Consider the following 25016-nt stretch of genomic DNA (forward strand, 5'->3'; position numbering starts at 1 on the left):
TCCCGCCGGGCCTCAAAGGCCCGGCCAAGGCGGCCGGAAAACCCGCCCCTTGGGATCGCTGGCAAAAGCCCTATATTGTCCCCGACCTGGCCTGCCGCGCGCGGGCCTGCCCCGGATTTCAGGAATATCGCATGAGCAAGATCAACCAGATTGCGTGGGACGACACGGTGTTGCCGTTCCAGTTGGACCGTTCCGACATTCGCGGACGCGTCGTCCGCCTGGACGGGGTGCTGGACCACATCCTGTCGCGCCACGACTATCCGGCGCCGGTCAGCGCCATGGTGGCGGAACTGGCGCTGCTGGTGGCGCTGATCGGTCCCACGGTCAAGCTGCGCTGGAAGCTGAGCCTGCAGGTCCGCGGCAATGGCGCGATCCGCACGCTGGCCGCCGATTACTATGCCCCCGAAAGCGACGGCGCGCCCGCCCGCATCCGGGCCTGGGCCAGCTTCGATGCCGACCGGCTGGACACCCGCCCGCCCTTCCAGCAGATCGGCGAGGGCTATTTCGCCCTGCTGATCGACCAGGGCGAAGGCACGCTGCCCTATCAGGGGATCACGCCGCTTGCGGGCGGATCGCTGTCGGCCTGCGCGCAGACCTATTTCGCGCAATCGGAACAGTTGCCGACCCGCTTCCAGCTTGCCTCCGGCTATTCGCGCCTGTCGGGCGAGGGCGGCCATTGGCGCGCGGGCGGCATGATGCTGCAGACGCTGCCCGCCACCCCCATGCAGTCGGGCGAGGGCGGCAGCGGCGAGGGTGGGCTGATCGAGGCCGCCGACATCCTGCAGGGCGCCGAATCCGAGGATTGGAACCGCGCCAACCTGCTTCTGGACACGGTGGAAACGCTGGAGCTGATCGGCCCCTCGGTCGGGCCGACGGACCTGCTGCTGCGCCTGTTCCACGAGGAAACGCCACGTGTCTTCGATGCGCAACGGGTGGAGTTCGGCTGTTCCTGCACGGCGGACCGGGTGCGCGGCACCTTGTCGATCTATTCGGCCAAGGACATCGCCCACATGACCACGGATGCGGGCATCGTCACCGCCGATTGCCAGTTCTGCGGGGCGCATTACGAATTCGACCCGCAAAGCCTGGGCTTCGAGGCGACGGTGGACGCCGACGGCCAGCCCCTGGCCGACAGGGCGGCCGAGTGATCGCGGACTGGTCTGAAGACCTTTTGCGCCAGGCCCTGTCCGTCGCGGCGGGGCCGACATCGGACTATGACCTGAACCCCGATGTCGCCCCGCCTGCGGGCAGCCTGCGGGCGGCGGGCGTGCTGGCGGCGTTCCACGAGGATGACGGGCGGCTGGTCCTGACCAAGCGCGCCTCCGGCCTGCGCCACCATCCGGGCCAGATCGCCCTGCCTGGCGGCAAGGTCGATCCCATGGACGCCGATGAAATCGCCGCCGCCCTGCGCGAGGCGCGCGAGGAGGTGGGCCTGGACGGCGCGCAGGTCGATCTTCTGGGCACGCTCCCCGCGCATCGCACCGTCACCGGCTTTGCCGTGACGCCGGTCATCGGCATCATCCGTGGCCCCTTCGCCCCGCGCCCGGAACCCGGCGAGGTCGAGGAAGCCTTTACCCTGCCCTTCGCCCATGTCGCCGACCCGTCCCGCTATCGCGTCGAACGGCGCCGCTGGCGCGAGGGCTGGCGCAGCTATCACGCGGCGCCCTTCGGCCCCTATTACCTGTGGGGCGCGACGGCGCGGATCCTGCTGGGCCTTGCCAGAAGGATAACGGCGTGACGCAACTTCCCCCCCGGCTGTTGCAGGATTTCGCCCTGCAATCGGTCCTTGATGCCCTTGAGGCGGGCGGCCAGCGCGCCTGGCTGGTCGGCGGGGCGGTGCGGAACGCGCTGCTGGAGATGCCGGTCGAGGATGTGGATCTGGCGACCGACGCCTTGCCGGAAACGGTCATGCGGCTGGCGCAGGCGGCGGGGCTGAAGCCCGTGCCGACGGGCATCGACCACGGCACCGTCACCGTTGTGGCCGAGGGGCGCGGGTTCGAGGTGACGACCCTGCGCCGCGACGTGGAAACCGACGGGCGCCATGCGGTCGTGGCCTTTTCCGACGATCTGGCGCAGGACGCCCACCGGCGCGATTTCACGATGAACGCGCTTTACGCCGACCGCAGCGGCACGGTCATCGACCTTGTCGGCGGGCTTGACGACCTGCGCGCCCGGCGCCTGCGCTTTGTCGGCGATCCGGCGCAGCGTATCCGTGAAGATTACCTGCGCATCCTGCGCTTTTTCCGCTTCCTCGCCTGGTATGGCCGCGATGCCGACCCGGACGCGGTCGGGGCCTGCGCTGCCCTGCGCGACGGGTTGGACGGCATTTCCCGCGAACGCATCGGGCAGGAGTTGCGCAAGCTGCTGATGGCCCCCGATCCGGTGGCTGCGGTGCGGCTGATGCAACACAGCGGCGTGCTGGACAAGGTGCTGCCCCAGGCGACGCCGGAGCGGCTTTATGCCCTGCAATCCCCCGCCCCTTGGCTTGCGCGGTTGGCGGCGTTGTCGCAGGCTGATCTGACGGATGCCCTGCGGCTGTCGCGCTCTGACGCCCGCGACCACCGCATCCTTGTCACTGCCATGGCGGAAAACTGGTCCTTCAACCGCATCGTCTATCGCCTGGGGGGCGATCTGGCGGAAGGCGCGGCGGCCCTGGTCCAGACCAACCCGTCCGGCCCCCGAGACGGCTGGCCTGACGCGCGGGACGCCGCCTGTCCCCTGCCCATTACCGCCGCCGACCTGCAGCCGCGTCTGCAAGGCCCGGCGCTTGGCCGTGGCCTGAAGGCCGCCGAGGAGGCCTGGATCGACTCGGGCTTTGCCCTGCCGCCGCCTGCCCTGATCGACATCGCCTGTCTCGCCGGAGAGACCCCATGACATTTCATCACCATCTTGGCCGCCTGATCGATGCCTTCCGCCCCGCCGAAGGCCCGCCGCCCGCCACCCTGCTGGCCTTTTTCCGCTGGTGCCTGTCGGGTGCCTGGGGCGGGCTGGCGCTTGCGGCCATCGCCTCGGCCTTGGGCGGGGTCGCGGATGTGGTGGCCGCCGTGCTGCTGGGCTGGGTGGTCGATGCCATCGCCACCGGCGATCCCAGCGCCTTCTGGGGACAGAATGGCCTGCTGATCGCGGCCTTCGTGGGCTTCTTCCTGCTGCTGCGGCCCGTGATCTTCGGGCTGTCCACCGCGACCTCCAGCGTGATCATCGGGCCGAACGTGCTGCCGCTGGTCCTGTCGCGGATCCATCGCTGGACCATGGGCCATTCGGTCGCCTTCTTCGACAACGACTTCGCCGGGCGGCTGGCGCAGAAGCAGATGCAGACCGCCCGCGCAGTGACCGATGTGGCGTCGGAAATGGTGAACGTGGTGGCCTTTGCGCTGGCATCCGTGCTGGGATCGGCGGCCTTCCTGGTGTCTGTCGACACCTGGGGCGCGGTCGCGCTGATCCTATGGATGCTGGCCTATCTGGGGTTGATCCGCTTCTTCCTGCCGCGCATCCGGGCGAAATCGGGGGCCCGCGCCTCCGCCCGCGCCATGATTACCGGCCAGGTCGTCGATACCATCACCAACATCAAGACCGTCAAGCTGTTCGCCCATGCGGAACACGAGGACCGCGCGGCCCTGGGCGCCATGGCGGGCTTCCGCGACCGCGCGCTGGATTTCGGCGTGGTGAGCAGCACCTTCCGCATGTCGCTGATGGTGATCGCGGGCGTGTTGCCGGTGATCCTGGTCGGCGGGTCCATCATGCTGTGGCGGCAGGGCGCGGCCACACCCGGCGACGTGGCGGCGGCGGGGGCCATCGCCATGCGGCTGAGCCAGATGACCGGCTGGGTCAGCATGGCGCTGATGGGCATCTGGGGCAGCGTGGGCGAGGTCGAGGACGGCATGAAGACCCTGTCCCCCGCCCATGCCCTGACCGACGCGCCGGGTGCCATGCCCCTGGACCGGGTTGCGGGGCGCATCGACTTCGACCATGTGGGCTTTGCCTATGGCCGCGACGAAGGGGGCCTGGACGGCATCGACCTGCATATCCGGCCGGGCGAAAAGGTCGGCATCGTCGGGGCGTCCGGCGCGGGCAAGTCCACGCTGGTGGCGCTGCTTCTGCGACTCTACGACGTGGAAAAGGGTGCCATCCGCATCGACGGGCAGGATCTGCGCCATGTCACGCAGGAAAGCCTGCGCCGCCAGATCGGCATGGTCACGCAGGAAACCGCGATGTTCAACAGGTCCGCCCGCGACAACATCCTGTATGGCCGCCCCGGCGCGCCCCAGGCCGAGGTCGAGGCGGCGGCGCGCGCGGCCGAGGCGCATGACTTCATCCTGACCCTGCAGGACCATCAGGGCCGCAAGGGTTACGACGCGCATCTGGGCGAACGGGGGGTCAAGCTGTCGGGCGGGCAGCGCCAACGGATCGCCTTGGCCCGCGCCTTCCTGAAGGATGCCCCAATCCTGGTGCTGGACGAAGCCACCAGCGCGCTTGACAGCGAGGTCGAGGCGCAGGTCCAGGACGCTCTGGTCCGCGCCATGAAGGGCAAGACCGTGCTGGCCATCGCGCACCGCCTGTCCACCATCGCCGAACTGGACCGGATCATCGTCATGGACGGGGGCCGGGTCGTGGAACAGGGCAGCCATGACCAGTTGCTGGCGCGCGGCGGGCTTTACGCGCGATACTGGAACCGGCAGTCGGGCGGCTTCCTGGGAACCGAGGAGGCGGCGGAATGAGCCTGTGGCGGGTCGAACGCCTTGGCCGGCGCGGCGACGGCGTGGCGACCGGCGACAGGGGCCGCGCGCTTGCCGCGCTGACCCTGCCGGGCGAGGAGATCGAGGGCGAGGCGGCGGGCGAGCGCATCGCCGCCCCGCGCATCGTCACGCCGTCGCCCGACCGGGTGCGGCCCGTCTGCGCCCATTACCGCGCCTGCGGGGGCTGTTCGCTGATGCACGCATCCGAGGGCTTCACGACCGCCTGGAAGCGGCAGGTGGTCGAGGCGGCGCTGGCGGCGCGCGACCTGCCCGCGCCGGTGGACGCTGTGCATGTCTCGCCGCCCCGGTCGCGGCGGCGCGCGGTGCTGTCGGGCAAGCGGACGAAGAAGGGCGCATTGGTGGGCTTTCACGCACGCGCGTCCGACGTGATCGTGGATCTGGCCGAATGCCATGTGATGCGCCCCGAGATCACCGCCGCCCTGCCCCTGCTGCGGCGCATCACCGTGGCGGGCGCCTCGCGCAGCGGCGAGCTGTCGATGACCGTGATCCACGGCCCCGCCGGGCTGGACCTGACCGTGACCGGCGGCAAGCCGATGGACCCCGCGCTGTTCCAGACGCTTGCCGGTCTGGCGGAAGAAGGCGACCTGGCGCGGCTGACCTGGCAGGACCAGACGGGGGACGCGCAGTCGATCACCCGCCGTTCCCCCGTCTTGCCCTTGGGCCGGGCGCAGGTCGTGCCCCCGCCGGGCGGCTTCCTGCAGGCAACGGCCGAGGGCGAGGCCGCACTGGTCGGCGCCGTGCGCGACTTCACCAAGGGCGCTTCGCGGATCGTCGATCTGTTCTCGGGCTGCGGGACGTTTTCCCTGCCCCTGGCGGAAACCGCGAGCGTTCATGCGGTGGAAGGCCTGGCAGCCCCGCTTGCCGCGCTTGATGCGGGATGGCGCGCGGCGCCGGGGCTGAACCGCGTCACCACCCAGAATCGCGATCTGTCGGCCCGGCCGCTTCTGGCGGACGAACTGGACCGCTTTGACGCAATCGTGATCGACCCGCCCCGCGCCGGGGCCGAGGCGCAAGCCCGTGAAATCGCGACCTCGCGCGTTCGGAAACTGGCTTTTGTGGCCTGCGATCCGGTGACTTTCTCAAGGGATGCGCGAATTCTTGCTGACGGTGGCTTCACGCTGGCGCGATTGTCCGTGGTCGATCAGTTCCGCTGGTCGCCCCATGTCGAGATCGTCGCGGAGTTCACCAGAACCTAGCCTTGTCATACGGGAATGTGGTATCCAGTGGCCACAAAAATCAGAAACGTCAGAGGCAGTGATGATCAAGGCAACGCGCCGCACCGTCACATTTTCGATGCTCGCCTTGCTGGCGGCATGTGGCAAACCCCCAAGCAAGTTCAGGGCCTATAACGGCCCCGCCGTGACCCAGGTCGTCGTGAACAAGGGCGCCCGCAAGATGTATCTCCTGCATGGCTCGACCGTGCTGAAATCCTATGACGTGGGCCTGGGCAACGTGCCCGTGGGCCACAAGCAGTTCGAAGGCGACGGCAAGACGCCCGAGGGCGTGTACTTCATCGACCGCTTCAACCCGCGCAGCCGCTATCACCTGTCGGTGGGCGTGTCCTATCCGAACGAACAGGACACCGCGCTGGCAACCGCCCTGGGCCGGCACGCGGGCGGCGACATCTTCATCCATGGCCGCGGCCCGGAAGGAAACCGCTTCGCGCCCAAGAACCGCGACTGGACCGCAGGCTGCATCGCCGTCAAGGACGAGGAGATCGAGGAAGTCTATGCGATGCTGCGGCCTGGCGTGCCGATCGTCATCAATCCCTGATCCCGCCCCGCCCCGAACGACAAGGCCCCGGTTTGACCGGGGCCTTTTGCCATGGCGGTCAGCTGCCCGTCAGCAGCGTCCACCAGACCTTGCCCGAGGGTTCCTGGTACCAGGCGAAGCCCAGGTTCGTGGCCGCCGGATCCATGATGACATCGCGGGTGTCGCGCGCGGCCATCCAGGCGGTCAGCGTCTGAATGTCGTTTTCATAGGTTTCCGAGATGTTCTCGCCGATCACGCTGCCGACGTACCCGGCCCGGCGGGCGCGATCCAGGGGCGAGGATCCGTCCGACCCCCAGTGCCAGGCGCGGTTCTGCGCCGACATGTCGCGCGAATGGGCCAGGGCCGCCGCCGACAGTTGCGGGTTCAGCGTCAGCGGCGGCACGGCGATGTTGCCGCGCAAGCTGTTGATCTGCTGCAACACCCGGACCGGAATCTGCTGGGCCTCGGCCTGGTTGATCTGGTTGGCGACGGGCATCGGCTGCCCGTCCGGCGCGACGGGCGGCAGGCTGCGCGGCTGGCAGGCGGCAAGCGCCACAAGCGCCGTCAAAGCGATCACCTTGTAATTCGGCATGTTTTCGCCATCCCTCGTTTTTTCTGGCGCAGATCTACAGAATGGCCGCAATCCGATCAAACCCACGAATCCGTGAAGGCCGCCCCTGTGGCAGGCTTGCCGCCCACAGCACTTTGAATTGCCGGAATCATCCTGCCCGCGTAAGGGTCGTCTTGCCCCATGAGGCAGAGTGGTCAAGGCCGCCTTCCAAGAACGGCCATCCAACGAAGGACATCTGATGATGAGCAAGTCATCTGGAATGAACCGCCGGGCCTTCCTGGGTTCGGCCGCAGCGCTTGGCGCCGCCGGTCTGGCGCTGCCGTCCCGCGCGCAGCAGATCGACCCCTATACCGGCCAGGTCCTGCAGGGAACCGCCGTGCCGGGCCAAGCCCCCGACATCGGCACCTATACCGTCGATCCGAATGCCGACGCGCGCCGCAACCAGTCGTCGTTCCACACCCGGCATTGGAACGATTACTATTCCGACCTGGGCAAGGGCGTGATCCTGGCCGACATCACCTCGCGCGCGATCTATTACTGGTCGGGGGACGGCAGCACGCAACTGGTCTTCCCCTGCTCGATCCCCATCAGCGAGGAGCTGACCAAGCGCGGCAAGACCGAGATCGTCCGCAAGGCGGAAAAGCCCACCTGGACGCCCACGCCCAGCATGCGCGAAAAGGATCCGAACCTGCCCCAGCAGGTCGCGGGCGGGGCGCCGGAAAATCCCTTGGGCATGTATGCGCTGTATCTGAGCTGGCCCGCCTATCTGATCCACGGCACCCATGACACCCGCAAGATCGGCCGCAAGTCGTCCAGCGGCTGTTACGGCCTTTACAACGAACACATCACCCGGCTCTACGCCGTGGCCGAGGTGGGCACGCAGGTGACGGTGTTCTGACCGGCACGCCCGCGATGCGGAAAGGGGCCGCTTGCGGCCCCTTTTTCCCTGTCAGACCCAGCCCGCGATATTGTCGCGCACGACGGCCAGCATCACCTCGACATGCGCGGGATCGTCGTTGAGGCAGGGAATATAGGTGAAACCCTTGCCCCCCGCGTGTTCGAAGCTTTCGCGGATCTCTCCGTTGATCTCCTCCAGCGTCTCGATGCAGTCGGCGGCAAAGGCGGGCGAGATGACGGCGATGTCGGTGATGCCCTGTTTCGCCAGTTCCGCCACATGTTCCACCGTATAGGGGCGCAGCCATTCCTCGGTTCCGAAGACCGACTGGAAGGTCGTGTCGATCACGCCGTCGGGCCAGCCCAGGGCCTCCTTCAGCAGGCGCGAGGTCTTCTGGCACTGGCAATGATAGGGATCGCCCTCCAGCAGGTATCGCCTGGGCATCCCGTGATAGCTGGCGACCAGCTTGGCGGGCACCTTGTCGCCAAGCGCGCGGCGCACCGACGCGGCAAGCGCCTGAATATAATCGGGCCGGTCGAAATAGGGTTCGCAGGTGCGGACCGAAGGTTGCCATTTCTGCGTCATCAGCGCCCGGAACAGCTGGTCGTTCGCCGTGGCCGAGGTCGCGCCCGCATATTGCGGGTAAAGCGGCAGGAACACGATCCGCTGGCAGCCCGCCTTGACCATCCGGTCCAGCACGTCCTCGGTCGAGGGGTTGCCATAACGCATGCAGAAATCGACCATCACCTGATCGCCCCATTCGGCGGTGGTACGGGCGCGCAGCGCCTCGGCCTGGGACCGGGTGATGGTCATGAGCGGGCTTTCGTTCCGCTCCTCGTTCCAGATCAGCTTGTAGTTCCTGCCCGAGGTGAAGGGCCGCTTGGTCAGGATGATGCCCTGCAACAGCGGCTGCCATTTCCAGGCCGGATAGTCGATGACGCGCTTGTCCGACAGGAATTCGTTCAGATAGCGGCGCATCGACCAATAGTCATAGCCGTCCGGCGTACCCAGGTTGGCGATCAGGATCCCGGTCTTCTTCGGCGGGATCGAGGGGTGGTCGGCGGGCAGTCGGGCGGGCACGGGGGCTGGCGTCATGATGTCTTCTTGGTCCTGAGTTCTTTCAGCGCGTCTTCAAGGCGTGTCATGGCCGATCCCGGCCGCAAGGGTCTGGGCTGGGTGTCCGAGGGCGCCCATCCGGTCAGGAAAACCAGATCGAAGGTGACGGCGATACGGGACGGATCGTCGCGGTCGGCGTGATGGGAGGCCATGATGGCGCCAGCATGGGCGAAGATGTCGCGGCGCGTGGGGCGGCGCAGGCGGGCGGCCATGGCGTTGCCCTCGCCCATGGCGCGCAGGTCGCGGGCCAGGTGGAGCAGGTCGCGATAGCTGGCCTTCTGGGTCAGCACATCGGCCACCGGCAGGGCCAGCCCCGCGCGGGACAGAAGCTGGCCCATGTCGCGGATCTCTCCCATCGGCAGGATGCGGGGCGAGAGGCCGCCCGTCACCTCGGCCTCGGCCTGGGCCAGGGCCGCGCGCAGTTCCTGCAGGGTCTGGCCGCCAAAGCAGGCGGCGATGAACAGGCCATCCTCGCGCAGGGCGCGGGCGCATTGCACGATCTGGCCCACCGGATCCTCGGCCCAGTGCAGCGCCATGGCGTGGATCACCAGGTCATGGGCGCCGGGCTCCAGATCCAGCACGGGGTCGTCGGGGACGATGCGAGCATCGGGAAAGGCCTCCGCCCAAGGGCCCGGAAAACCCGTCACCACGGCGGGCGCGGTAAACCTTCTGTTAACCTCGGACAGCCTATCCTGGATCTCGTCGGCGGCGATCCGGTGCAGCACGTCGGCAAAGCCTTGGCGAATCGCCCGGTCCCGCTGGCGCAGCAGCGCGGGGCGGTCGGTGAGGGCGGGGCGATCTGGTGCGGGCATCTTCATGAGGGTGGAACATAGGGTGCTTCAGGGGGCGATGAAAGGCGCGTTGCGCCTGCTTTATCCGCCGCAATGCGTGGCTTGCGGGGCGATCGTTGCGGAGGGGGGCGAGGATCCGGGCCAGCTTTGCCCGGCCTGCTTTCCCGACACGCGCTTCATCACGGGCGCGGCCTGCGCCCGCTGCGGAGTGCCGCTGCCCGATGACGGGACGGGCGCGGACGATCCGACGCTGAGCTGCGACGACTGCCTGTCGATCGCCCGGCCCTGGCAGCGCGGGGCGGCGGCGATGGTCTATGCCGGAACGGGGCGCAAGCTGGTGCTGGCGCTGAAGCATGGCGACCGGCCGGATCTGGCGCCTGCCCTGGCGGCCTGGCTGACCCGCGCGGCGGCGCCGCTGATCGGGCCCGACACGGTCGTGGCGCCGATCCCGCTGCATCTGCGGCGCCTGCTGAAGCGGCGCTACAACCAGGCGGCGCTGATATCCAGCCGGGTGGCGCGGGCGCACCGGGCGGCGCATCTGCCCGACCTGCTGCTGCGCCGCCGCCATACGCCGGGCCAGGACCATCGCGGCGCGGGCGAGCGTTTCGCCAATGTCGCGGGCGCCCTTGCGGTGAACCCGCGCCGCGTGGCGCAGGTCGCGGGGCGGCCGGTGCTGCTGGTCGATGACGTGATGGCATCGGGCGCGACGATGGCGGCGGCGGCTGAAGCGCTGCTGGCGGCGAGATCGGGGCCAGTTTCGGTCGCGGTTCTGGCAAGGGCGGTCAAGGATGACTAGGTAAGGGTCCACAGGAAAGGAACACCGCCATGACCCAGCCTTCGATCACCATCTACACCACCCGGACCTGCCCCTTCTGCATCCGCGCCAAGGGCCTTCTGCGCGAGAAGAACGCCCGATACGACGAAATCGACGTGGGCGCCGATCCGTCGGTGCGCGCGCAGATGACGCAGCGCGCCAACGGACGGCGCACGGTGCCGCAGATCTTCATCGGCGACCGGCATGTGGGCGGCTGCGACGACCTGTTCGACCTGGAGCGCCAGGGTAAGCTGGACGCGCTGCTGGCGGGCAGTGCCTGAACGCAGATAACGCAGGGTCCGGCAAAGGTCGGACTTGACCAAGGGGCATGGGGCGCGGCACGGTTCCGGCTTCGCCTTGCCCCGCCCTCTCTCCTGAAGTCCTTGGATCCATGACCTTATCCGCGACCACCGACCACCCGCAGGCCAATGACCGGCTTGCCGCAAGCCTCTTTGCCGAGGTCTTGATCGCGGAGCAATTGTCGCGCAACCTGATCGGCAAGGCCCTGCCGAGGGGAATGCAGATCTCGCATTTCTCGGTCCTGAACCTGCTGGCCCATGTGAACGAGGAACGCACCCCCGCGCAACTGGCGCAGGCCTTCCACGTCACGCGCGGGGCGATGACCAACACGCTGTCGCGCCTGGAATGGGCGGGCCATGTCCATATCCGGCCCGACTGGGACGATGCGCGGCGCAAGTTCGTGTCGATCAGCCCGGCCGGGCGGTCCGCGCGGGATGCCGCCATCGCCGCCTTCATGCCCCTGATCGCCGATGTCGTGCGAGACATCGGCGCCGACAAGGTCCGCACCGCCCTGCCCGTGCTGCGCGAACTGCGCATCCGGCTGGAGGGGGATGAGAATTGACTGTTCCCAGACCGGGCGGGACCAGCATGCGTTTCCCTGGCCCGCGTGAGCGGGATCCATCATAGACGGTGCCATCCTGCGACCCCGGTAGGCCAGTGCCCACATGGGGGGTGAGGAGCGCCCGGAAAAAGGTCCGGTGGACCTTTTTCAGCGACGAACGGGCGAAGCCCCGGCAAGGCGGACGCTGGCCGGGCCTTCGGACCCGGCGGCTTAAGTGGCACCGCATCACGTGACGAAGGCGATGGCCTTCGCCAAGCTTGTGACAGCGTTTCAGTAATCCGGTCCCTCCTACCCCTCGCGCCGCGCGGTCAGGATGTAGTTTACGGACAAATCCCGGTCCGACAGCGACCAGCCGAAGCTGAGGGGGTTGAAGACCATGCCCCTTCGGTCCGCGACAGCCAGCCCGGCATCCGTGGCCATCCCGGCCAGTTCCTCGGGCGTGAGGAAGCGCGCCCAGTCATGGGTGCCGCGCGGCAGCCAGCGCATGATCCATTCCGCCCCGATGATCGCCGCGCCAAAGCTGCGCGCCGTGCGGTTCAGCGTGGACAGGATCACCAGCCCGCCGGGTCGCACCAGGTCGCGGCAGGTGGCGATGAAGGCGGCAGGATCGGCCACATGCTCGACGATCTCCAGCGCCAGCACCACGTCGAAGCTTTCGCCCGCAGCCGCCAAGGTCTCGGCCGTGGTGGTGCGATAGTCGATGGCAAGCCCCTGCTGCCCGGCATGGACCCGCGCCACGGCGATGTTGCCTTCCGCCGCGTCCGCGCCCACGACATCCGCGCCCAGCCGCGCCATCGGTTCGGCCACCAGCCCGCCGCCGCAGCCGATGTCCAGCACGCGCAAGCCCCCGAACGGGCGCAGGTCGCGCCGGTCGCGCCCGAACTCGCCCGCGATCTGGGTGGCGATATAGTCCAGGCGCACCGGATTCATCAGGTGCAGGGGCCGGAACTTGCCACGGGGATCCCACCATTCGGCTGCCATCGCCTCGAACTTGGCGATCTCGGCGGGGTCGATGCTGGTGACGGGGGTGGTCATGGTCTGTCCTTCTGGCGGGCGCGTCAATCTGCGCTTATAGTAAGGCGATGGACCGATTGGCAGGACAAAACGCCGCAACCCACGGCCGCCTTCACCCGGGCGCCGAAGCCTTTGCCCGCCACATGCTGGACGTGGGCGACGGGCACCAGATCTATGTCGAGGAAAGCGGCAACCCCGAAGGCCGGCCCGTGATGGTCCTGCATGGCGGCCCCGGCGGCGGCTGCAGCCCCTTCATGCGGCGCTTCTTCGACCCGGCGGATTACCGCGCGATCCTGTTCGACCAGCGGGGCTGCGGACGCTCGCGCCCCCAGGCCTCGGTCCATGCCAACACGACGCAGCACCTGATCGCGGATATCGAGGTGATCCGGCAGACACTGGGCCTCGAATCGATGCTGCTGTTCGGCGGAAGCTGGGGGGCGACGCTGGCGCTGGCCTATGCGCAGGCCCATCCCGACCGCGTGACGGGGCTGGTGCTGCGCGGCGTCTTCCTGGGGACGCAGGCAGAGCTTGACTGGTTCTATGGCGGCGGGGCGGGCCGGTTCTTTCCCGACCTTTGGGCGCAATTCTGCGAGCCGATCCCCCAGGCCGAACGCGGCGACCTGATCGCCGCCTATCACAAGCGGCTGTTTTCCGAGGATTTCACCCGGCAGGGCCGTTTCGCGCAACCTTGGCTGATGTGGGAGAACGCGCTTGCCGGGCTGCAATCCTCGGCCGTCAGCCACGCGCCGCCCGATTACGCTCGCGCCTTCGCCCGGCTTGAGAACCACTATTTCATGCACCGCTGTTTCCTGGAGGAGGGCCAGCTTCTGCGCGACCGTCCCCGGATCGAGCACCTGCCCGCCGTGATCGTCCAGGGCCGATACGACATGGTCTGCCCACCCCTGTCCGCCTGGCGGCTGGCGCAGGGTTGGGAAGGCTGCGACCTGCGCCTGGTCCCGGCCTCGGGCCATGCGCTCTCCGAGCCGCGGATCTCGGCGGAACTGGTCAAGGTGATGGATGCGATCAGGGACGAGGACCGGGCAAAAGCACTTTAAACTTGATTATCACGTTTATTGTGCTATCTAGCGCCTCAACAGCGGCGCAGGCTTCCACCCCCTGCCCACCGGCGCTTTCCGCATGGCCCGCTTGACGGGCCTTTTTTACATCCGAAGGGATCTCATGTCGAACGATCTGATCGCCAAGACCGCCATCGACCGGCGTCTGGCCGAGATCATCGCCCCGGTCATCGAGGATCTGGGGTTCGAACTGGTGCGCGTGCGCCTGCAGGGCGGCAAGACCGCGACCCTGCAGATCATGGCCGACCGGCCCGAAGGCGGCATCAACGTGGACGATTGCGGCGACATCTCGGTGGCGGTCAGCGCCACGCTGGATGTCGAGGATCCGCTGGAGGACGCCTATCACCTGGAAGTCTCCAGCCCCGGCATCGACCGCCCCCTGACCCGGATGAAGGATTTCGAGACCTTCGAGGGCTATGAGGCGCGGCTGGAAACGAACCAGCCCATCGACGGGCGCAAGCGCTTCAAGGGCGTGCTGGCGGGGGTCGAGGGGGACGAGGTTCTGCTGAACATCGAGGAAGCGGGCGAGACGCAGACCATCGGGCTGCAGTTCGACTGGCTGTCGGACGCCAAGCTGGTCCTGACGGACGAGCTGATCCGCGAGATGCTGCGCCAGAAGAAGGAAGCGGGCGTCCAGATCGAGAACCTGGACGAAGCCGCCTTTGACGAGATCGAAACCGAAGACACCGACGGCGAGAACGCCGCTGACAAGGAGTGAGTGATGGCAATCACCTCTGCCAACCAGCTTGAACTGCTGCAAACCGCCGAAGCCGTCGCGCGCGAGAAGATGATCGAGCCCGAGCTGGTCATCGAGGCGATGGAGGACAGCCTCGCCCGTGCCGCCAAGTCGCGGTACGGGGCCGAGATGGACATCCGCGTCAAGATCGACCGCAAGACCGGCAACGCGACATTCACCCGCGTCCGCACCGTGGTCGAGGATGACGCGGTCGAGAATTACCAGGCGCAACTGACGGTCGAGCAGGCCCGCCCCTATCTGGACGATCCCAAGGTCGGCGACGTGATCGTGGACCAGGTGCCGCCGGTGGAACTGGGCCGGATCGCCGCGCAATCGGCCAAGCAGGTGATCCTGCAGCGTGTCCGCGAGGCCGAGCGTGACCGCCAGTACGAGGAATTCAAGGACCGCGCCGGTTCCATCATCAACGGCGTCGTCAAGCGCGAGGAATACGGCAACATCATTGTCGATGTGGGCCGGGGCGAGGCGATCCTGCGCCGCAACGAGAAGATCGGCCGCGAAAGCTATCGCCCGAACGACCGCATCCGCGCCTATGTCAAGGACGTGCGCCGCGAATCGCGGGGGCCGCAGATCTTCCTGTCGCGCACCGATCCGCAGTTCATGGCCGAGCTGTTCAAGATGGAGGTGCCGGAAATCTATGACGGCATCATCGAGATCAAGGCCGTGGCCCGCGATCCGGGCAGCCGCGCGAAGATCGCCGTGATCTCCTACGATAACTCGATCGACCCGGTGGGCGCCTGCGTCGGTATGCGCGGCAGCCGCGTGCAGGCCGTCGTGGGCGAATTGCAGGGCGAAAAGATCGACATCATCCCCTGGAACGAGGATCAGGCGACCTTCCTGGTCAACGCGCTCCAGCCCGCCGAGGTCAGCAAGGTCGTCTTCGACGAGGAAGCCAACAAGATCGAGGTCGTGGTCCCCGACGAGCAGCTTTCGCTGGCCATCGGGCGGCGCGGCCAGAACGTGCGCCTGGCAAGCCAGCTGACCGGCATGGATATCGACATCCTGACCGAGGAAGAGGAATCCAAGCGCCGCCAGGCCGAGTTCAACGCCCGCACCGCGCTGTTCATGGAAGCCCTGGATCTGGACGAGTTCTTCGCCCAGCTTCTGGTCGCCGAAGGCTTCACCGACCTGGAAGAGGTGGCCTATGTCGATCTGGACGAGCTTCTGTCCATCGAAGGCGTGGACGAGGGCACGGCCGAGGAATTGCAGGCCCGCGCCCGCGACGTGCTGGAAGCGCGCACCAAGGCCGCGCTTGAAAACGCCCGCGCGCTTGGGGCCGAGGACAGCCTTATTGAATTCGAGGGGCTGACCCCCCAGATGGTGGAGGCACTGGCCAAGGACGGCGTGAAGACGCTGGAAGATTTCGCCACCTGCGCCGACTGGGAACTGGCCGGCGGCTGGACCACGGTGAACGGCCAGCGCGTCAAGGACGAGGGGCTTCTTGAGCCCTTCGACGTGTCCCTGGAAGAAGCGCAGAACCTGGTGATGACAGCCCGCGTGCAACTGGGTTGGGTCGATCCGGCAGAACTGGAAAACGATGCCGAGGAAACCGAAGCCCCTGACGACGAGGAGGCCGGGGCGTGATGCCCCGGACTTGCCCGCTTGAGTCGCGGTGGTCTCATCAAGGAGCGTGACGAGCCTGAACGGCGCTGCATCGTCACCGGAGAGGTTCAGCCCAAGCGCGGGCTGATCCGTTTCGTCGCCGGGCCGGACGGCACGGTCTTCCCAGACCTGGCGGAAAAGCTGCCGGGTCGTGGCATCTGGATTGCCGCCGACCGCGCGGCCATCGACAAGGCGGCGGCGAAGGGGCTGTTTTCCCGCGCCGCCAAGGCCCCGGTCAAGGCGCCGGAAGGCTTGGCCGATCTGGTCGAGGCGGGGCTGGCGCGGCGGGTGATCGAGCTTGTGTCGCTGGCCCGCAAGTCGGGCATCGCGGTCGCGGGGTTCGAGAAGGTGAAGGGCTGGCTGGCCGAGGGGCGCGCAAAGGTGCTGCTGCAGGCCAGCGACGGATCGGAACGCGGCAAGGGCAAGCTGTGGACGCCAACCGGCGGCCGCTGGTTCGGCTGCCTGACCGCATCAGAATTGGGTTTGTCCTTCGGGCGCGATCATGTCATACACGGCGCGCTTGCGGCGGGTGGCCTGACGGACAAGGTGATCTTGGAAGCCGGCAGACTGACGGGTCTGCGCGGGCATGACGGCGGCAATACGGCGGCCGGGAAGGAATGAAGACGCAGATGAGCGACAAAGACGGAAAATCCACCTTGGGACTGGGCGGCAGCGGCCGTTCGGGACAGGTCAAGCAAAGCTTCAGCCACGGTCGCACCAAGAGCGTCGTCGTGGAAACCAAGCGCAAGCGCGTCGTGGTGCCGAAACCCGGCGCCGCGCCTGCCGTGGCCGACAAGGCCAAGACCCCGCTGACCGCCAAGGTCGCCAGCGATCCTTCGAAGCGCCCCGCCGGCATCTCGGACGCCGAGATGGAGCGCCGGCTGAAGGCCCTTGCCGCCGCCAAGGCGCGCGAGGTCGAGGAAGCGGCCCAGCGTGCCGCCGAGGAAAAGGCGCGCGAGGAAGAACGTGAACGCCGCCGCGCCGAGATCGAGGCCAAGGAGCGCGAGGACCGCGAGCGCGAGGAAGCCCTGCGCCTGAAGGCCGAGGAAGACGAGCGCCGCGCCCGCGAGGCCGAGGAACGCGCCCGTCGCAAGGAAGAACCGAAACCCGCCGAACGCCCCGCGCGTGCGGCCGAAGGGCGTGCCGCAGCAGGCGCCCGTCCCGCCGGCACCCGTCCGGCAGGCGGCGCGCGCCCGGCCGCACCCGACCGGGCCGCGATCGAGGCTGCGGCGTCCCGCGCCGAGAAGCCCGGCACTGCCACGGGCCCGCGTCGTCCCGACCGCGACCGCCGCGACAGCGGTGGCGACAGCGACGCCAAGGCCAAGGCCAAGGCCGAGGACAGCCGCCGCACCGGCCGCCTGTCCCTGAACCAGGCGCTTGACGGCGAAGGCGGGCGCCAGCGGTCGCTGGCCGCCATGAAGCGCAAGCAGGACCGCGCCCGCCAGAAGGCCATGGGCAGCGTGCGCGCCGAAAAGCAGGTGCGCGATGTGCAGCTGCCCGAAACCATCGTGGTGTCGGAACTGGCCAACCGCATGGCGGAACGCGCCGCCGACGTGGTGAAGACGCTGATGAAGATGGGCATGATGGTGTCCATGAACCAGGCGATCGACGCGGACACCGCGGAACTGGTGATCGAGGAATTCGGCCACAAGGCGGTTCGGGTTTCGGACGCCGACGTGGAGCAGGTCATCGACACGGTCGAGGACCGCCCCGAGGATCTGCAGCCGCGCCCGCCGATCATCACGATCATGGGCCATGTGGACCACGGCAAGACCTCGCTTCTGGACGCGATCCGTCACGCCAATGTCGTCTCGGGCGAAGCCGGGGGCATCACCCAGCATATCGGCGCCTATCAGGTGAAGACCGAATCGGGTGCCGTGCTGACCTTCCTGGACACGCCGGGCCACGCCGCCTTCACCTCGATGCGGGCGCGGGGCGCGCAGGTCACGGATATCGTCGTGCTGGTGGTTGCCGCCGATGACGCGGTGATGCCGCAGACGGTCGAGGCGATCAACCACGCCAAGGCCGCAGGCGTGCCGATGATCGTGGCGATCAACAAGATCGACAAGCCCACCGCCGATCCGCAGAGGGTCCGCACCGCGCTGCTGCAGCACGAGGTCGTGGTCGAGGCGATGTCGGGCGACGTACAGGATGTCGAGGTTTCGGCCAAGACCGGCCAGGGCCTGGACAATCTGCTGGAAGCCATCGCCCTGCAGGCCGAGATCCTGGAACTGCAGGCCAATCCGGGCCGTGCCGCCCAGGGCGCGGTGATCGAGGCGCAGCTTGACGTGGGCCGCGGCCCCGTCGCCACCGTTCTGGTGCAGAACGGCACGCTGAAGCGCGGCGACATCTTCGTCGTGGGCGAACAGTGGGGCAAGGTGCGTGCGCTGATCAACGACAAGGGGGAGCGCGTGGACGAGGCCGGACCTTCGGTCCCGGTCGAGGTTCTGGGCCTGAACGGCACCCCCGAGGCGGGCGACGTCCTGAACGTTGTCGAGACCGAGGCGCAGGCCCGCGAGATCGCGGATTACCGCAGCCAGGCCGCCAAGGACCGGCGCGCCGCAGCCGGTGCCGCGACCACGCTGGAACAGCTGATGGCCAAGGCCAAGGCGGACGAGAACGTGGCCGAACTGCCGGTGGTCGTGAAGGCCGACGTGCAGGGCTCGGCCGAGGCGATCGTGCAGGCGCTGGAAAAGATCGGCAACGAGGAAGTGCGCGTCCGCGTGCTGCATTACGGCGTCGGCGCGATCACCGAATCCGACATCGGCCTGGCCGAGGCCAGCAAGGCCCCTGTGATCGGCTTCAACGTCCGCGCCAATGCCCCGGCCCGCAATGCCGCCAACCAGAAGGGGGTCGAGATCCGCTATTACTCGATCATCTATGACCTGGTGGACGACATCAAGGCGGCGGCCTCGGGCCTGCTGTCGGCCGAAGTGCGCGAGAACTTCATCGGCTATGCCGAGATCCGCGAGGTCTTCAAGGTCACGGGCGTCGGCAAGGTCGCGGGCTGCCTGGTCACCGAAGGCGTGGCACGGCGTTCGGCGGGCGTGCGCCTGCTGCGCGACAACGTGGTGATCCACGAAGGCACGCTGAAGACGCTCAAGCGCTTCAAGGACGAGGTCAAGGAAGTCCAGTCCGGCCAGGAATGCGGCATGGCCTTCGAGAACTACGACGATATCCGCCAAGGCGATGTCATCGAGATCTTCGAGCGCGAGGAGGTCGAGCGCACGTTGTAAAGCGGCGCTTCGACCACCCGGAACAGGAAAGGGGCGGCCTGATGGGCCGCCCCTTCTGCGTTCGTCGTGGTGCCTTTGACCAGGTCAGCGCGTGACCGGCTTCCCTTCAAAGGTGCGTGTGCCGATGCGGACCACCATCTTCCCGTTCGGCGCCAGTCCTTCGAAAAGCCCCTGGACGAGAATATGGCTGCCGATCGAGATCGTGCGAATCATGTCGAGCCCTCTTGTATCCTCTGGAACCATTCTGCCACAAAAGAGTTACGAGGGGTTTAACGACGCTGCGATCTACGCCATTTGGCGGGCAGTTTTGGAAAATGAGCCCTGATCTGCGACTTCAAAGCCACATTTGCAGCATCGGGATCAGCGGCACATCCGCCGGCGGCATGGGGTAATTGCGCAAATCCCCTGCGCGAACCCAGGCCAGTTGCTGCCCTTCCCGCGGGTGGGCGATTCCCTTCCAGCGGCGGCAGGCATAGACCGGCATCAGCAGGTGGAAATCGGGATAGCTGTGGCTGGCAAAGGTCAGCGGTGCCAGGCACGAGGTCCAGGTGTCGATGCCCAGTTCCTCGTGCAACTCGCGGATCAGGGCCGCTTCGGGCGTCTCGCCCGGCTCCACCTTGCCGCCGGGGAACTCCCACAGGCCCGCCATCGACTTGCCCTCCGGGCGCTGCGCCAGCAGCACGCGCCCGTCGGCGTCGATCAGCGCCACGGCGGCGACAAGAACCGTTTTCACGGGCGCGTCTCCGACACGACCTTCACGACCGATAGTCGGCGTTGATGTCGATATAGCCGTGGGTCAGATCGCAGGTCCACACGGTCCGCGCACCCTGCCCCAGCCCCAGATCCACGGCGATCACCAGGTTCTGGTTCTTCATGTAGGCGCTGACCCTGGCCTCGTCGTAAGACGGCGAGCGCCAGCCGTTCTCGGCCAAGACCATGTCGCCGAAGCGGATGGTCAGCCGGTCGCGGTCAGCCTGCGCACCCGACTTGCCGACGGCGGCGACGATGCGGCCCCAGTTCGCGTCCTCGCCCGCGATGGCGGTCTTGACCAGGGGGGAATTGGCGATGGCCATGGCGACCTTGTGGGCATCCGTGTCGGAGGCCGCGCCCGTCACCTGGACCTCGACGAATTTCGTCGCGCCCTCGCCGTCGCGGACCACAAGCTGCGCCAGGTCGCGCATGACGCCGTGCAGGGCCGCCACGAAGGCGGCACCCGCGCCGCTGTCCAGCGACGTGATCGGCGCCGCAGGGCTGCGCCCCGTCGCCGCCAGGATCAGCGCGTCCGAGGTCGAAGTGTCGCTGTCCACGGTGATCGCGTTGAAGGTCGTGTCCAGCCCTGACGACAGCGCCTGCTGCAACAGTGGCGCGGGGATGGTGGCGTCGGTGAAGACATAGACCAGCATCGTCGCCATGTCGGGCGCGATCATGCCCGACCCCTTGGCGATGCCCGCGATGCGGATCGGACCGCCCTCGCCGTCGATCACCGCCGAGGCGCCCTTGGGGAAGGTGTCGGTCGTCATGATCGCGCGCGCCGCGTCGGCAATGCTTCCCGCGTCCAGCGAGGCCGCCAGATCATCGACAATCGCGACAATCCGGTCATGCGGCAGCGGCTCTCCGATCACGCCGGTCGAGGATGAGAACACCCGCCCCGCCGGAACGCCCGTCGCGGCGGCCACCGCCCCCGTCACCGCATCGACCGATTCCTGCCCCCGTGCGCCGGTGAAGGCATTGGCATTGCCGGAATTGACGATGATCGCCGCCCCTTCAGGCGCCTCGCCCCCCTGCGCCAGCTTGGCCTGGTTGTCCAGGATGCAGGCCGCGCGGGTTGACGACCGGGTGAAGGCCCCCGCCAGCGTCGATCCCGGCGCGATGCGGATCAGCGTCACATCGGTGCGGCCCTGGTATTTCACACCTGCGGCACCGCTGGCGAATTCGACGCCCGCAATGACCGGCAGGTCGGGAAAGCCGGCCGGCGCCAGGGGGGAAACGGGAAGCCCGGCCTTGCCCATCATTCGGTCTCCAGCAACTCGGTCTTGTTCAGAAGGGCGGGGTCGATGCCCTCGACCTTCTCGACCTTCGCGGCAGCGGTCAGGCGCCCGATTTCCGCCTGGACCCTTTCACGCAGCACCATCTGGGCGATCTGGTCGCGCACGTCCTCAAGCTTCGGGGCCTCGCGCATCCGGGTGTCGTTCAGCTTGATGACATGCCAGCCGAACTCGGTCTGCACGGGATCCGAGATCTGGCCCTTTTCCATGGCCGCCACCGCATCGGCAAAGGGCTTGACCATCTGGTCGGCGCTGAACCAGCCCAGATCCCCCTTGTTCGGCCCGCTGGGCCCGGTCGAGTTCTGTTCCGCCAGCGTTCCGAAATCCGCGCCGCCGTCCAGTTTGGCCTTGATCTCCTTGGCCTTTTCCTCGGTATCGACCAGGATATGGGCGGCGGAATATTCGGTCGTGGGCTTGGCATCCGCGAACAGCTTGTCATAGGCCGCCTGGATTTCCTGATCCGTCGGCTCGGCCTTCGTCACCTCGGCGATGGCGGCAGAGGCCAGGGTGTTGCGGCGCTGGATTTCCAGTTGCGCGCGCACGCCCGCGTTTTCCTTGCCCGCGCCCGCCACGGCGGTCTGCTGGACCAGCTGGTCCAGCATCATCTCGTACAGCGCGGGATCGGGCAGTTCCGCCATCTGCGGATCCTGGGATGCGGCCTGCTTCATCACGATCATCTCGCCCAGGGTGATGGGCGTGCCGTTGACGGTGGCCACGACCGTGTCGGCGCCCTTGTCCTGTGCCTGCTCCTGGGCCTGGGCCGCGAATGGCAGGGCCGTGGCCAGAAGGGCGGCCAGAATCGACATCTTCAGCATGGAAATCCCTTCGCTTGTTCCGCCCGCGCATCCGGGCCAGCGTTGACAGTGGGGCAGGCGAGGCATAGATCCCGGACCAACTCCGTGGAAGGCGCCGCCGCCGCTTTCGTTCAGGCTCCTGATACGGCAATGCGGCAGGTCGCGGCAAGTAGGCCCGGCTGGCATCGCCTTTCCCAACAACGTGATTGCGAAGGTTTGCATGCTCGGCATCGGTAATCTGGCGAAGAAGGTCTTTGGAAGCCCCAACGACCGCAAGGTCAAGGGAACGCGCGGGCTGGTGGCCCGCATCAATGCGCTGGAGGACCAGTTCCGCCCGCTGACCGATCAGGGCCTGATCGACAAGACCCGCGAGTTCCAGTCGCGCGTGGCGCAAGGCGAAAGTCTGGACGACATCCTGCCCGAGGCCTTCGCCAACTGCCGCGAGGGCGCGCGCCGCGCGCTGGGCCTGCGGGCCTTCGACACGCAGCTGATGGGCGGGATCTTCCTCCACCAAGGTAACATTGCCGAGATGAAGACGGGCGAGGGCAAGACCCTTGTCGCGACCTTCCCCGCCTATCTGAACGCCCTGACCGGCAAGGGCGTCCATATCGTCACCGTCAACGACTATCTGGCGAAACGCGACGCCGACTGGATGGGCAAGGTCTTCCGCCAACTGGGCATGACCACTGGCGTCGTCTATCCCTTCCAGGCGGAACCCGAAAAGCGTCAGGCCTATGCCGCCGACGTGACCTATGCCACCAACAACGAGCTTGGCTTCGACTATCTGCGCGACAACATGAAGGGCAGCGTCGAGGAGATGGTCCAGCGCGGCCACAACTTCGCCATCGTGGACGAGGTGGACAGCATCCTGATCGACGAGGCGCGCACGCCGCTGATCATTTCCGGCCCCAGCCAGGACCGCAGCGAGCTTTACGTCACGCTGAACCAGTACATCCCGCTGCTGACGGAAGAACACTACAAGCTGGACGAAAAGGCCCGCAACGCCACCTTTACCGAGGAAGGCAACGAATTCCTGGAACAGCGCCTGCAGGCCGACGGCATCCTGCCCGAGGGCCAGACGCTTTACGACCCGGAATCGACCACCATCGTCCATCACGCCAACCAGGCGCTGCGCGCGTACAAGCTGTTCAACAAGGACCAGCACTACATGGTCCGCGACGGCGAGGTGATGCTGATCGACGAATTCACCGGCCGGATGATGAAGGGCCGCCGCCTGTCCGACGGTCTGCACCAGGCGATCGAGGCCAAGGAAGGCGTGACCATCCAGCCGGAAAACGTGACGCTGGCCTCTGTGACCTTCCAGAACTACTTCCGGCTTTACAACAAGCTGGCTGGCATGACCGGCACCGCCGCGACCGAGGCCGAGGAATTCGCCGAAATCTACAAGCTGGGCGTGGTCGAGGTTCCGACCAACCGGGGCATCGCGCGCGTGGACGAACACGACCGCGTCTATCGCACCGCGAACGAGAAATACGCCGCCGTGATCGAGGCGATCAAGGAAGCCCATGCCAAGGGCCAGCCCACCCTTGTCGGCACCACCAGCATCGAGAAATCCGAGATGCTGTCGGAAATGCTGAAAAAGCAGGGCATCCCCCACAACGTCCTGAACGCCCGCCAGCACGAGGCCGAGGCGCAGATCGTGGCCGATGCGGGCAAGCCCGGCGCCGTCACCATCGCCACCAACATGGCCGGTCGCGGAACCGACATCCAGTTGGGCGGCAATGTCGAGATGAAGGTGTTGGAGGCACTGAAAGCCGATCCCGAGGCGAATCCCGACGAGGTCCGCGCCCGGATCGAGGCCGAACACGCCGCCGACAAGGAAAAGGTGCTGGCCTCGGGCGGGCTGTTCGTCCTTGGCACGGAACGCCACGAATCCCGCCGGATCGACAACCAGCTGCGCGGCCGTTCGGGCCGCCAGGGCGATCCGGGCCGGTCGCTGTTCTTCCTGTCGCTGGACGACGACCTGATGCGGATCTTCGGGTCCGAACGGCTGGACAAGGTGCTGTCCACGCTGGGCATGAAGGAAGGCGAGGCGATCGTCCACCCCTGGGTCAACAAGTCGCTGGAACGCGCCCAGGCCAAGGTCGAGGGCCGCAACTTCGACATCCGCAAGCAGTTGCTGAAATTCGACGACGTGATGAACGATCAGCGCAAGGCGATCTTCAGCCAGCGCCGCGAGATCATGGACAGCACCGAGGTGGGCGAGATCACCGCCGACATGCGCCATCAGGTGATCGACGACCTGATCGACGAATACATGCCGCCGAAATCCTATCCCGAACAATGGGATCTGGAGGGGCTGAAGACCGCCATCCGCGAACGCCTGAACATGAACCTGCCCGTGGCCGACTGGGCGGCCGAGGAAGGCGTGGACCAGGACACCCTGCGCGAACGGATCGAACAGGCGACCGACACCTATCAGGCCGACAAGGCCGCCGCTTTCGGCGCAGAGAACATGCGCCAGATCGAAAAGCAGGTTCTGCTGCAGATGATCGACCAGAAATGGCGCGACCACCTGCTGACGCTGGAACACCTGCGCTCGGTCGTGGGCTTCCGCGGCTATGCGCAGCGCGACCCGTTGTCGGAATACAAGACCGAGGCTTTCCAGCTGTTCGAAACCATGCTGGACGGGCTGCGCTTCGACGTGACGCAGCGCCTTGCGCAGATCCGCCCCCTGACCGAGGCCGAGCGCGAGGACATGCTGCGCCAGATGGCCGAACAGCAAAGGGCCGCGCAGGAACACCTGACGATGGAGCATGGGGCCGAGCACCATTCGGACGATGACGCGGACAAGCCCGAACCGCTGGTCCAAGGTTTTGACGAAAACGACATGAACACCTGGGGCAACCCGTCGCGCAACGACCCCTGCCCCTGCGGATCGGGCAAGAAGTTCAAGCACTGCCACGGCGCAATCTGACG

General features: G+C 67.2%; 24 protein-coding genes. 16 read left to right on the forward strand and 8 right to left on the reverse strand.

Features of this window, described 5'->3' with window-relative positions; all coding sequences use genetic code 11:
- Nucleotides 1-131 precede the first annotated feature (131 nt).
- The 6 genes from AAIL68_RS09290 (at nt 132) to AAIL68_RS09315 (ending at nt 6527) form a co-directional block, all read left to right on the forward strand.
- Nucleotides 132-1148, forward strand: coding sequence for an Hsp33 family molecular chaperone HslO (locus AAIL68_RS09290; RefSeq protein ID WP_347139497.1), 1017 nt, complete (start codon nt 132-134; stop codon nt 1146-1148).
- Nucleotides 1148-1738, forward strand: a complete 591-nt coding sequence (locus tag AAIL68_RS09295) for a CoA pyrophosphatase (RefSeq protein ID WP_347139537.1) — start codon at nt 1148-1150, stop codon at nt 1736-1738. The genes AAIL68_RS09290 and AAIL68_RS09295 overlap by 1 nt, the downstream gene beginning before the upstream one ends.
- Complete coding sequence (locus tag AAIL68_RS09300; RefSeq protein ID WP_347139498.1) at nt 1735-2874, forward strand: CCA tRNA nucleotidyltransferase; 1140 nt, start codon at nt 1735-1737, stop codon at nt 2872-2874. Before AAIL68_RS09295 ends, AAIL68_RS09300 begins: the two co-directional genes overlap by 4 nt.
- Entirely contained in the window at nt 2871-4715 is a 1845-nt protein-coding gene (locus tag AAIL68_RS09305; protein ID WP_347139499.1) for an ABC transporter ATP-binding protein, read from the forward strand. Before AAIL68_RS09300 ends, AAIL68_RS09305 begins: the two co-directional genes overlap by 4 nt.
- Nucleotides 4712-5950, forward strand: a complete 1239-nt coding sequence (locus tag AAIL68_RS09310; RefSeq protein WP_347139500.1) for a class I SAM-dependent RNA methyltransferase — start codon at nt 4712-4714, stop codon at nt 5948-5950. Before AAIL68_RS09305 ends, AAIL68_RS09310 begins: the two co-directional genes overlap by 4 nt.
- Nucleotides 5951-6011: 61 nt before the next feature.
- A complete protein-coding gene (locus tag AAIL68_RS09315; RefSeq protein WP_347139501.1) occupies nt 6012-6527 on the forward strand; it encodes a L,D-transpeptidase family protein in 516 nt (171 codons plus the stop codon).
- A 58-nt stretch (nt 6528-6585) separates the two neighbouring features.
- Here AAIL68_RS09315 and AAIL68_RS09320 read toward each other — a convergent pair whose 3' ends face one another.
- Nucleotides 6586-7098, reverse strand: a complete 513-nt coding sequence (locus AAIL68_RS09320) for a CAP domain-containing protein (RefSeq protein ID WP_347139502.1) — start codon at nt 7096-7098, stop codon at nt 6586-6588.
- A gap of 217 nt (nt 7099-7315) precedes the next feature.
- Here AAIL68_RS09320 and AAIL68_RS09325 point away from each other — a divergent pair, with 217 nt between their 5' ends.
- A complete protein-coding gene (locus tag AAIL68_RS09325) occupies nt 7316-7975 on the forward strand; it encodes a L,D-transpeptidase (protein WP_347139503.1) in 660 nt (219 codons plus the stop codon).
- Nucleotides 7976-8026: 51 nt separating this feature from the next.
- Here AAIL68_RS09325 and hemH read toward each other — a convergent pair whose 3' ends face one another.
- Together hemH and AAIL68_RS09335 are read right to left on the reverse strand one after the other, a co-directional pair.
- Nucleotides 8027-9067, reverse strand: a complete 1041-nt coding sequence (gene hemH, locus AAIL68_RS09330; protein WP_347139504.1) for a ferrochelatase — start codon at nt 9065-9067, stop codon at nt 8027-8029.
- Nucleotides 9064-9906 (reverse strand): SAM-dependent methyltransferase, encoded by an 843-nt coding sequence (locus tag AAIL68_RS09335; protein WP_347139505.1) that lies wholly within the window; start codon nt 9904-9906, stop codon nt 9064-9066. Before AAIL68_RS09335 ends, hemH begins: the two co-directional genes overlap by 4 nt.
- A 31-nt stretch (nt 9907-9937) precedes the next feature.
- On the opposite strand from AAIL68_RS09335, the gene AAIL68_RS09340 reads away from it, so the two are divergent.
- The 3 genes from AAIL68_RS09340 to AAIL68_RS09350 all read left to right on the forward strand — a co-directional run bounded on the left by AAIL68_RS09340 (nt 9938) and on the right by AAIL68_RS09350 (nt 11555).
- On the forward strand, nt 9938-10675 hold the full coding sequence (locus tag AAIL68_RS09340) for a double zinc ribbon domain-containing protein (RefSeq protein ID WP_347139506.1): 738 nt from the start codon (nt 9938-9940) through the stop codon (nt 10673-10675).
- 29 nt (nt 10676-10704) lie between these two features.
- A complete protein-coding gene (gene grxC / locus AAIL68_RS09345) occupies nt 10705-10974 on the forward strand; it encodes a glutaredoxin 3 (protein ID WP_347139507.1) in 270 nt (89 codons plus the stop codon).
- A 110-nt stretch (nt 10975-11084) separates the two neighbouring features.
- A complete protein-coding gene (locus AAIL68_RS09350) occupies nt 11085-11555 on the forward strand; it encodes a MarR family transcriptional regulator (protein ID WP_347139508.1) in 471 nt (156 codons plus the stop codon).
- Nucleotides 11556-11843: 288 nt separating this feature from the next.
- Here AAIL68_RS09350 and ubiG read toward each other — a convergent pair whose 3' ends face one another.
- The gene (ubiG, locus tag AAIL68_RS09355) at nt 11844-12590 is read right to left on the reverse strand and encodes a bifunctional 2-polyprenyl-6-hydroxyphenol methylase/3-demethylubiquinol 3-O-methyltransferase UbiG (RefSeq protein ID WP_347139509.1); all 747 of its coding nucleotides are present in this window, start codon (nt 12588-12590) and stop codon (nt 11844-11846) included.
- Between the two features lie 47 nt (nt 12591-12637).
- Here ubiG and pip point away from each other — a divergent pair, with 47 nt between their 5' ends.
- From pip to infB, 5 genes are all read left to right on the forward strand, one after another.
- On the forward strand, nt 12638-13624 hold the full coding sequence (gene pip, locus AAIL68_RS09360; RefSeq protein WP_347139510.1) for a prolyl aminopeptidase: 987 nt from the start codon (nt 12638-12640) through the stop codon (nt 13622-13624).
- Between the two features lie 124 nt (nt 13625-13748).
- Nucleotides 13749-14363: a ribosome maturation factor RimP gene (gene rimP, locus AAIL68_RS09365; protein WP_347139511.1), complete on the forward strand. Its 615-nt coding sequence runs from the start codon at nt 13749-13751 to the stop codon at nt 14361-14363.
- 3 nt (nt 14364-14366) lie between these two features.
- Entirely contained in the window at nt 14367-15983 is a 1617-nt protein-coding gene (gene nusA, locus AAIL68_RS09370; RefSeq protein ID WP_347139512.1) for a transcription termination factor NusA, read from the forward strand.
- A gap of 18 nt (nt 15984-16001) precedes the next feature.
- Complete coding sequence (locus AAIL68_RS09375) at nt 16002-16622, forward strand: RNA-binding protein (RefSeq protein WP_347139513.1); 621 nt, start codon at nt 16002-16004, stop codon at nt 16620-16622.
- 8 nt (nt 16623-16630) lie between these two features.
- On the forward strand, nt 16631-19237 hold the full coding sequence (gene infB, locus AAIL68_RS09380) for a translation initiation factor IF-2 (RefSeq protein ID WP_347139514.1): 2607 nt from the start codon (nt 16631-16633) through the stop codon (nt 19235-19237).
- A gap of 84 nt (nt 19238-19321) precedes the next feature.
- Here infB and AAIL68_RS09385 read toward each other — a convergent pair whose 3' ends face one another.
- The 4 genes from AAIL68_RS09385 to AAIL68_RS09400 form a co-directional block, all read right to left on the reverse strand.
- Entirely contained in the window at nt 19322-19450 is a 129-nt protein-coding gene (locus tag AAIL68_RS09385) for a hypothetical protein (protein WP_347139515.1), read from the reverse strand.
- 121 nt (nt 19451-19571) lie between these two features.
- A complete protein-coding gene (gene mutT, locus AAIL68_RS09390) occupies nt 19572-19970 on the reverse strand; it encodes an 8-oxo-dGTP diphosphatase MutT (protein WP_347139516.1) in 399 nt (132 codons plus the stop codon).
- A gap of 22 nt (nt 19971-19992) precedes the next feature.
- Complete coding sequence (argJ, locus tag AAIL68_RS09395; RefSeq protein ID WP_347139538.1) at nt 19993-21246, reverse strand: bifunctional glutamate N-acetyltransferase/amino-acid acetyltransferase ArgJ; 1254 nt, start codon at nt 21244-21246, stop codon at nt 19993-19995.
- Nucleotides 21246-22097 (reverse strand): peptidylprolyl isomerase, encoded by an 852-nt coding sequence (locus tag AAIL68_RS09400; RefSeq protein WP_347139517.1) that lies wholly within the window; start codon nt 22095-22097, stop codon nt 21246-21248. Before AAIL68_RS09400 ends, argJ begins: the two co-directional genes overlap by 1 nt.
- Before the next feature lie 199 nt (nt 22098-22296).
- Between AAIL68_RS09400 and secA the strand changes: the two genes are divergently transcribed.
- Nucleotides 22297-25014 (forward strand): preprotein translocase subunit SecA, encoded by a 2718-nt coding sequence (secA, locus tag AAIL68_RS09405; protein WP_347139518.1) that lies wholly within the window; start codon nt 22297-22299, stop codon nt 25012-25014.
- Nucleotides 25015-25016 lie beyond the last annotated feature (2 nt).

Source organism: Paracoccus sp. SSK6 (assembly GCF_039770665.1).
Lineage (GTDB): Bacteria > Pseudomonadota > Alphaproteobacteria > Rhodobacterales > Rhodobacteraceae > Paracoccus.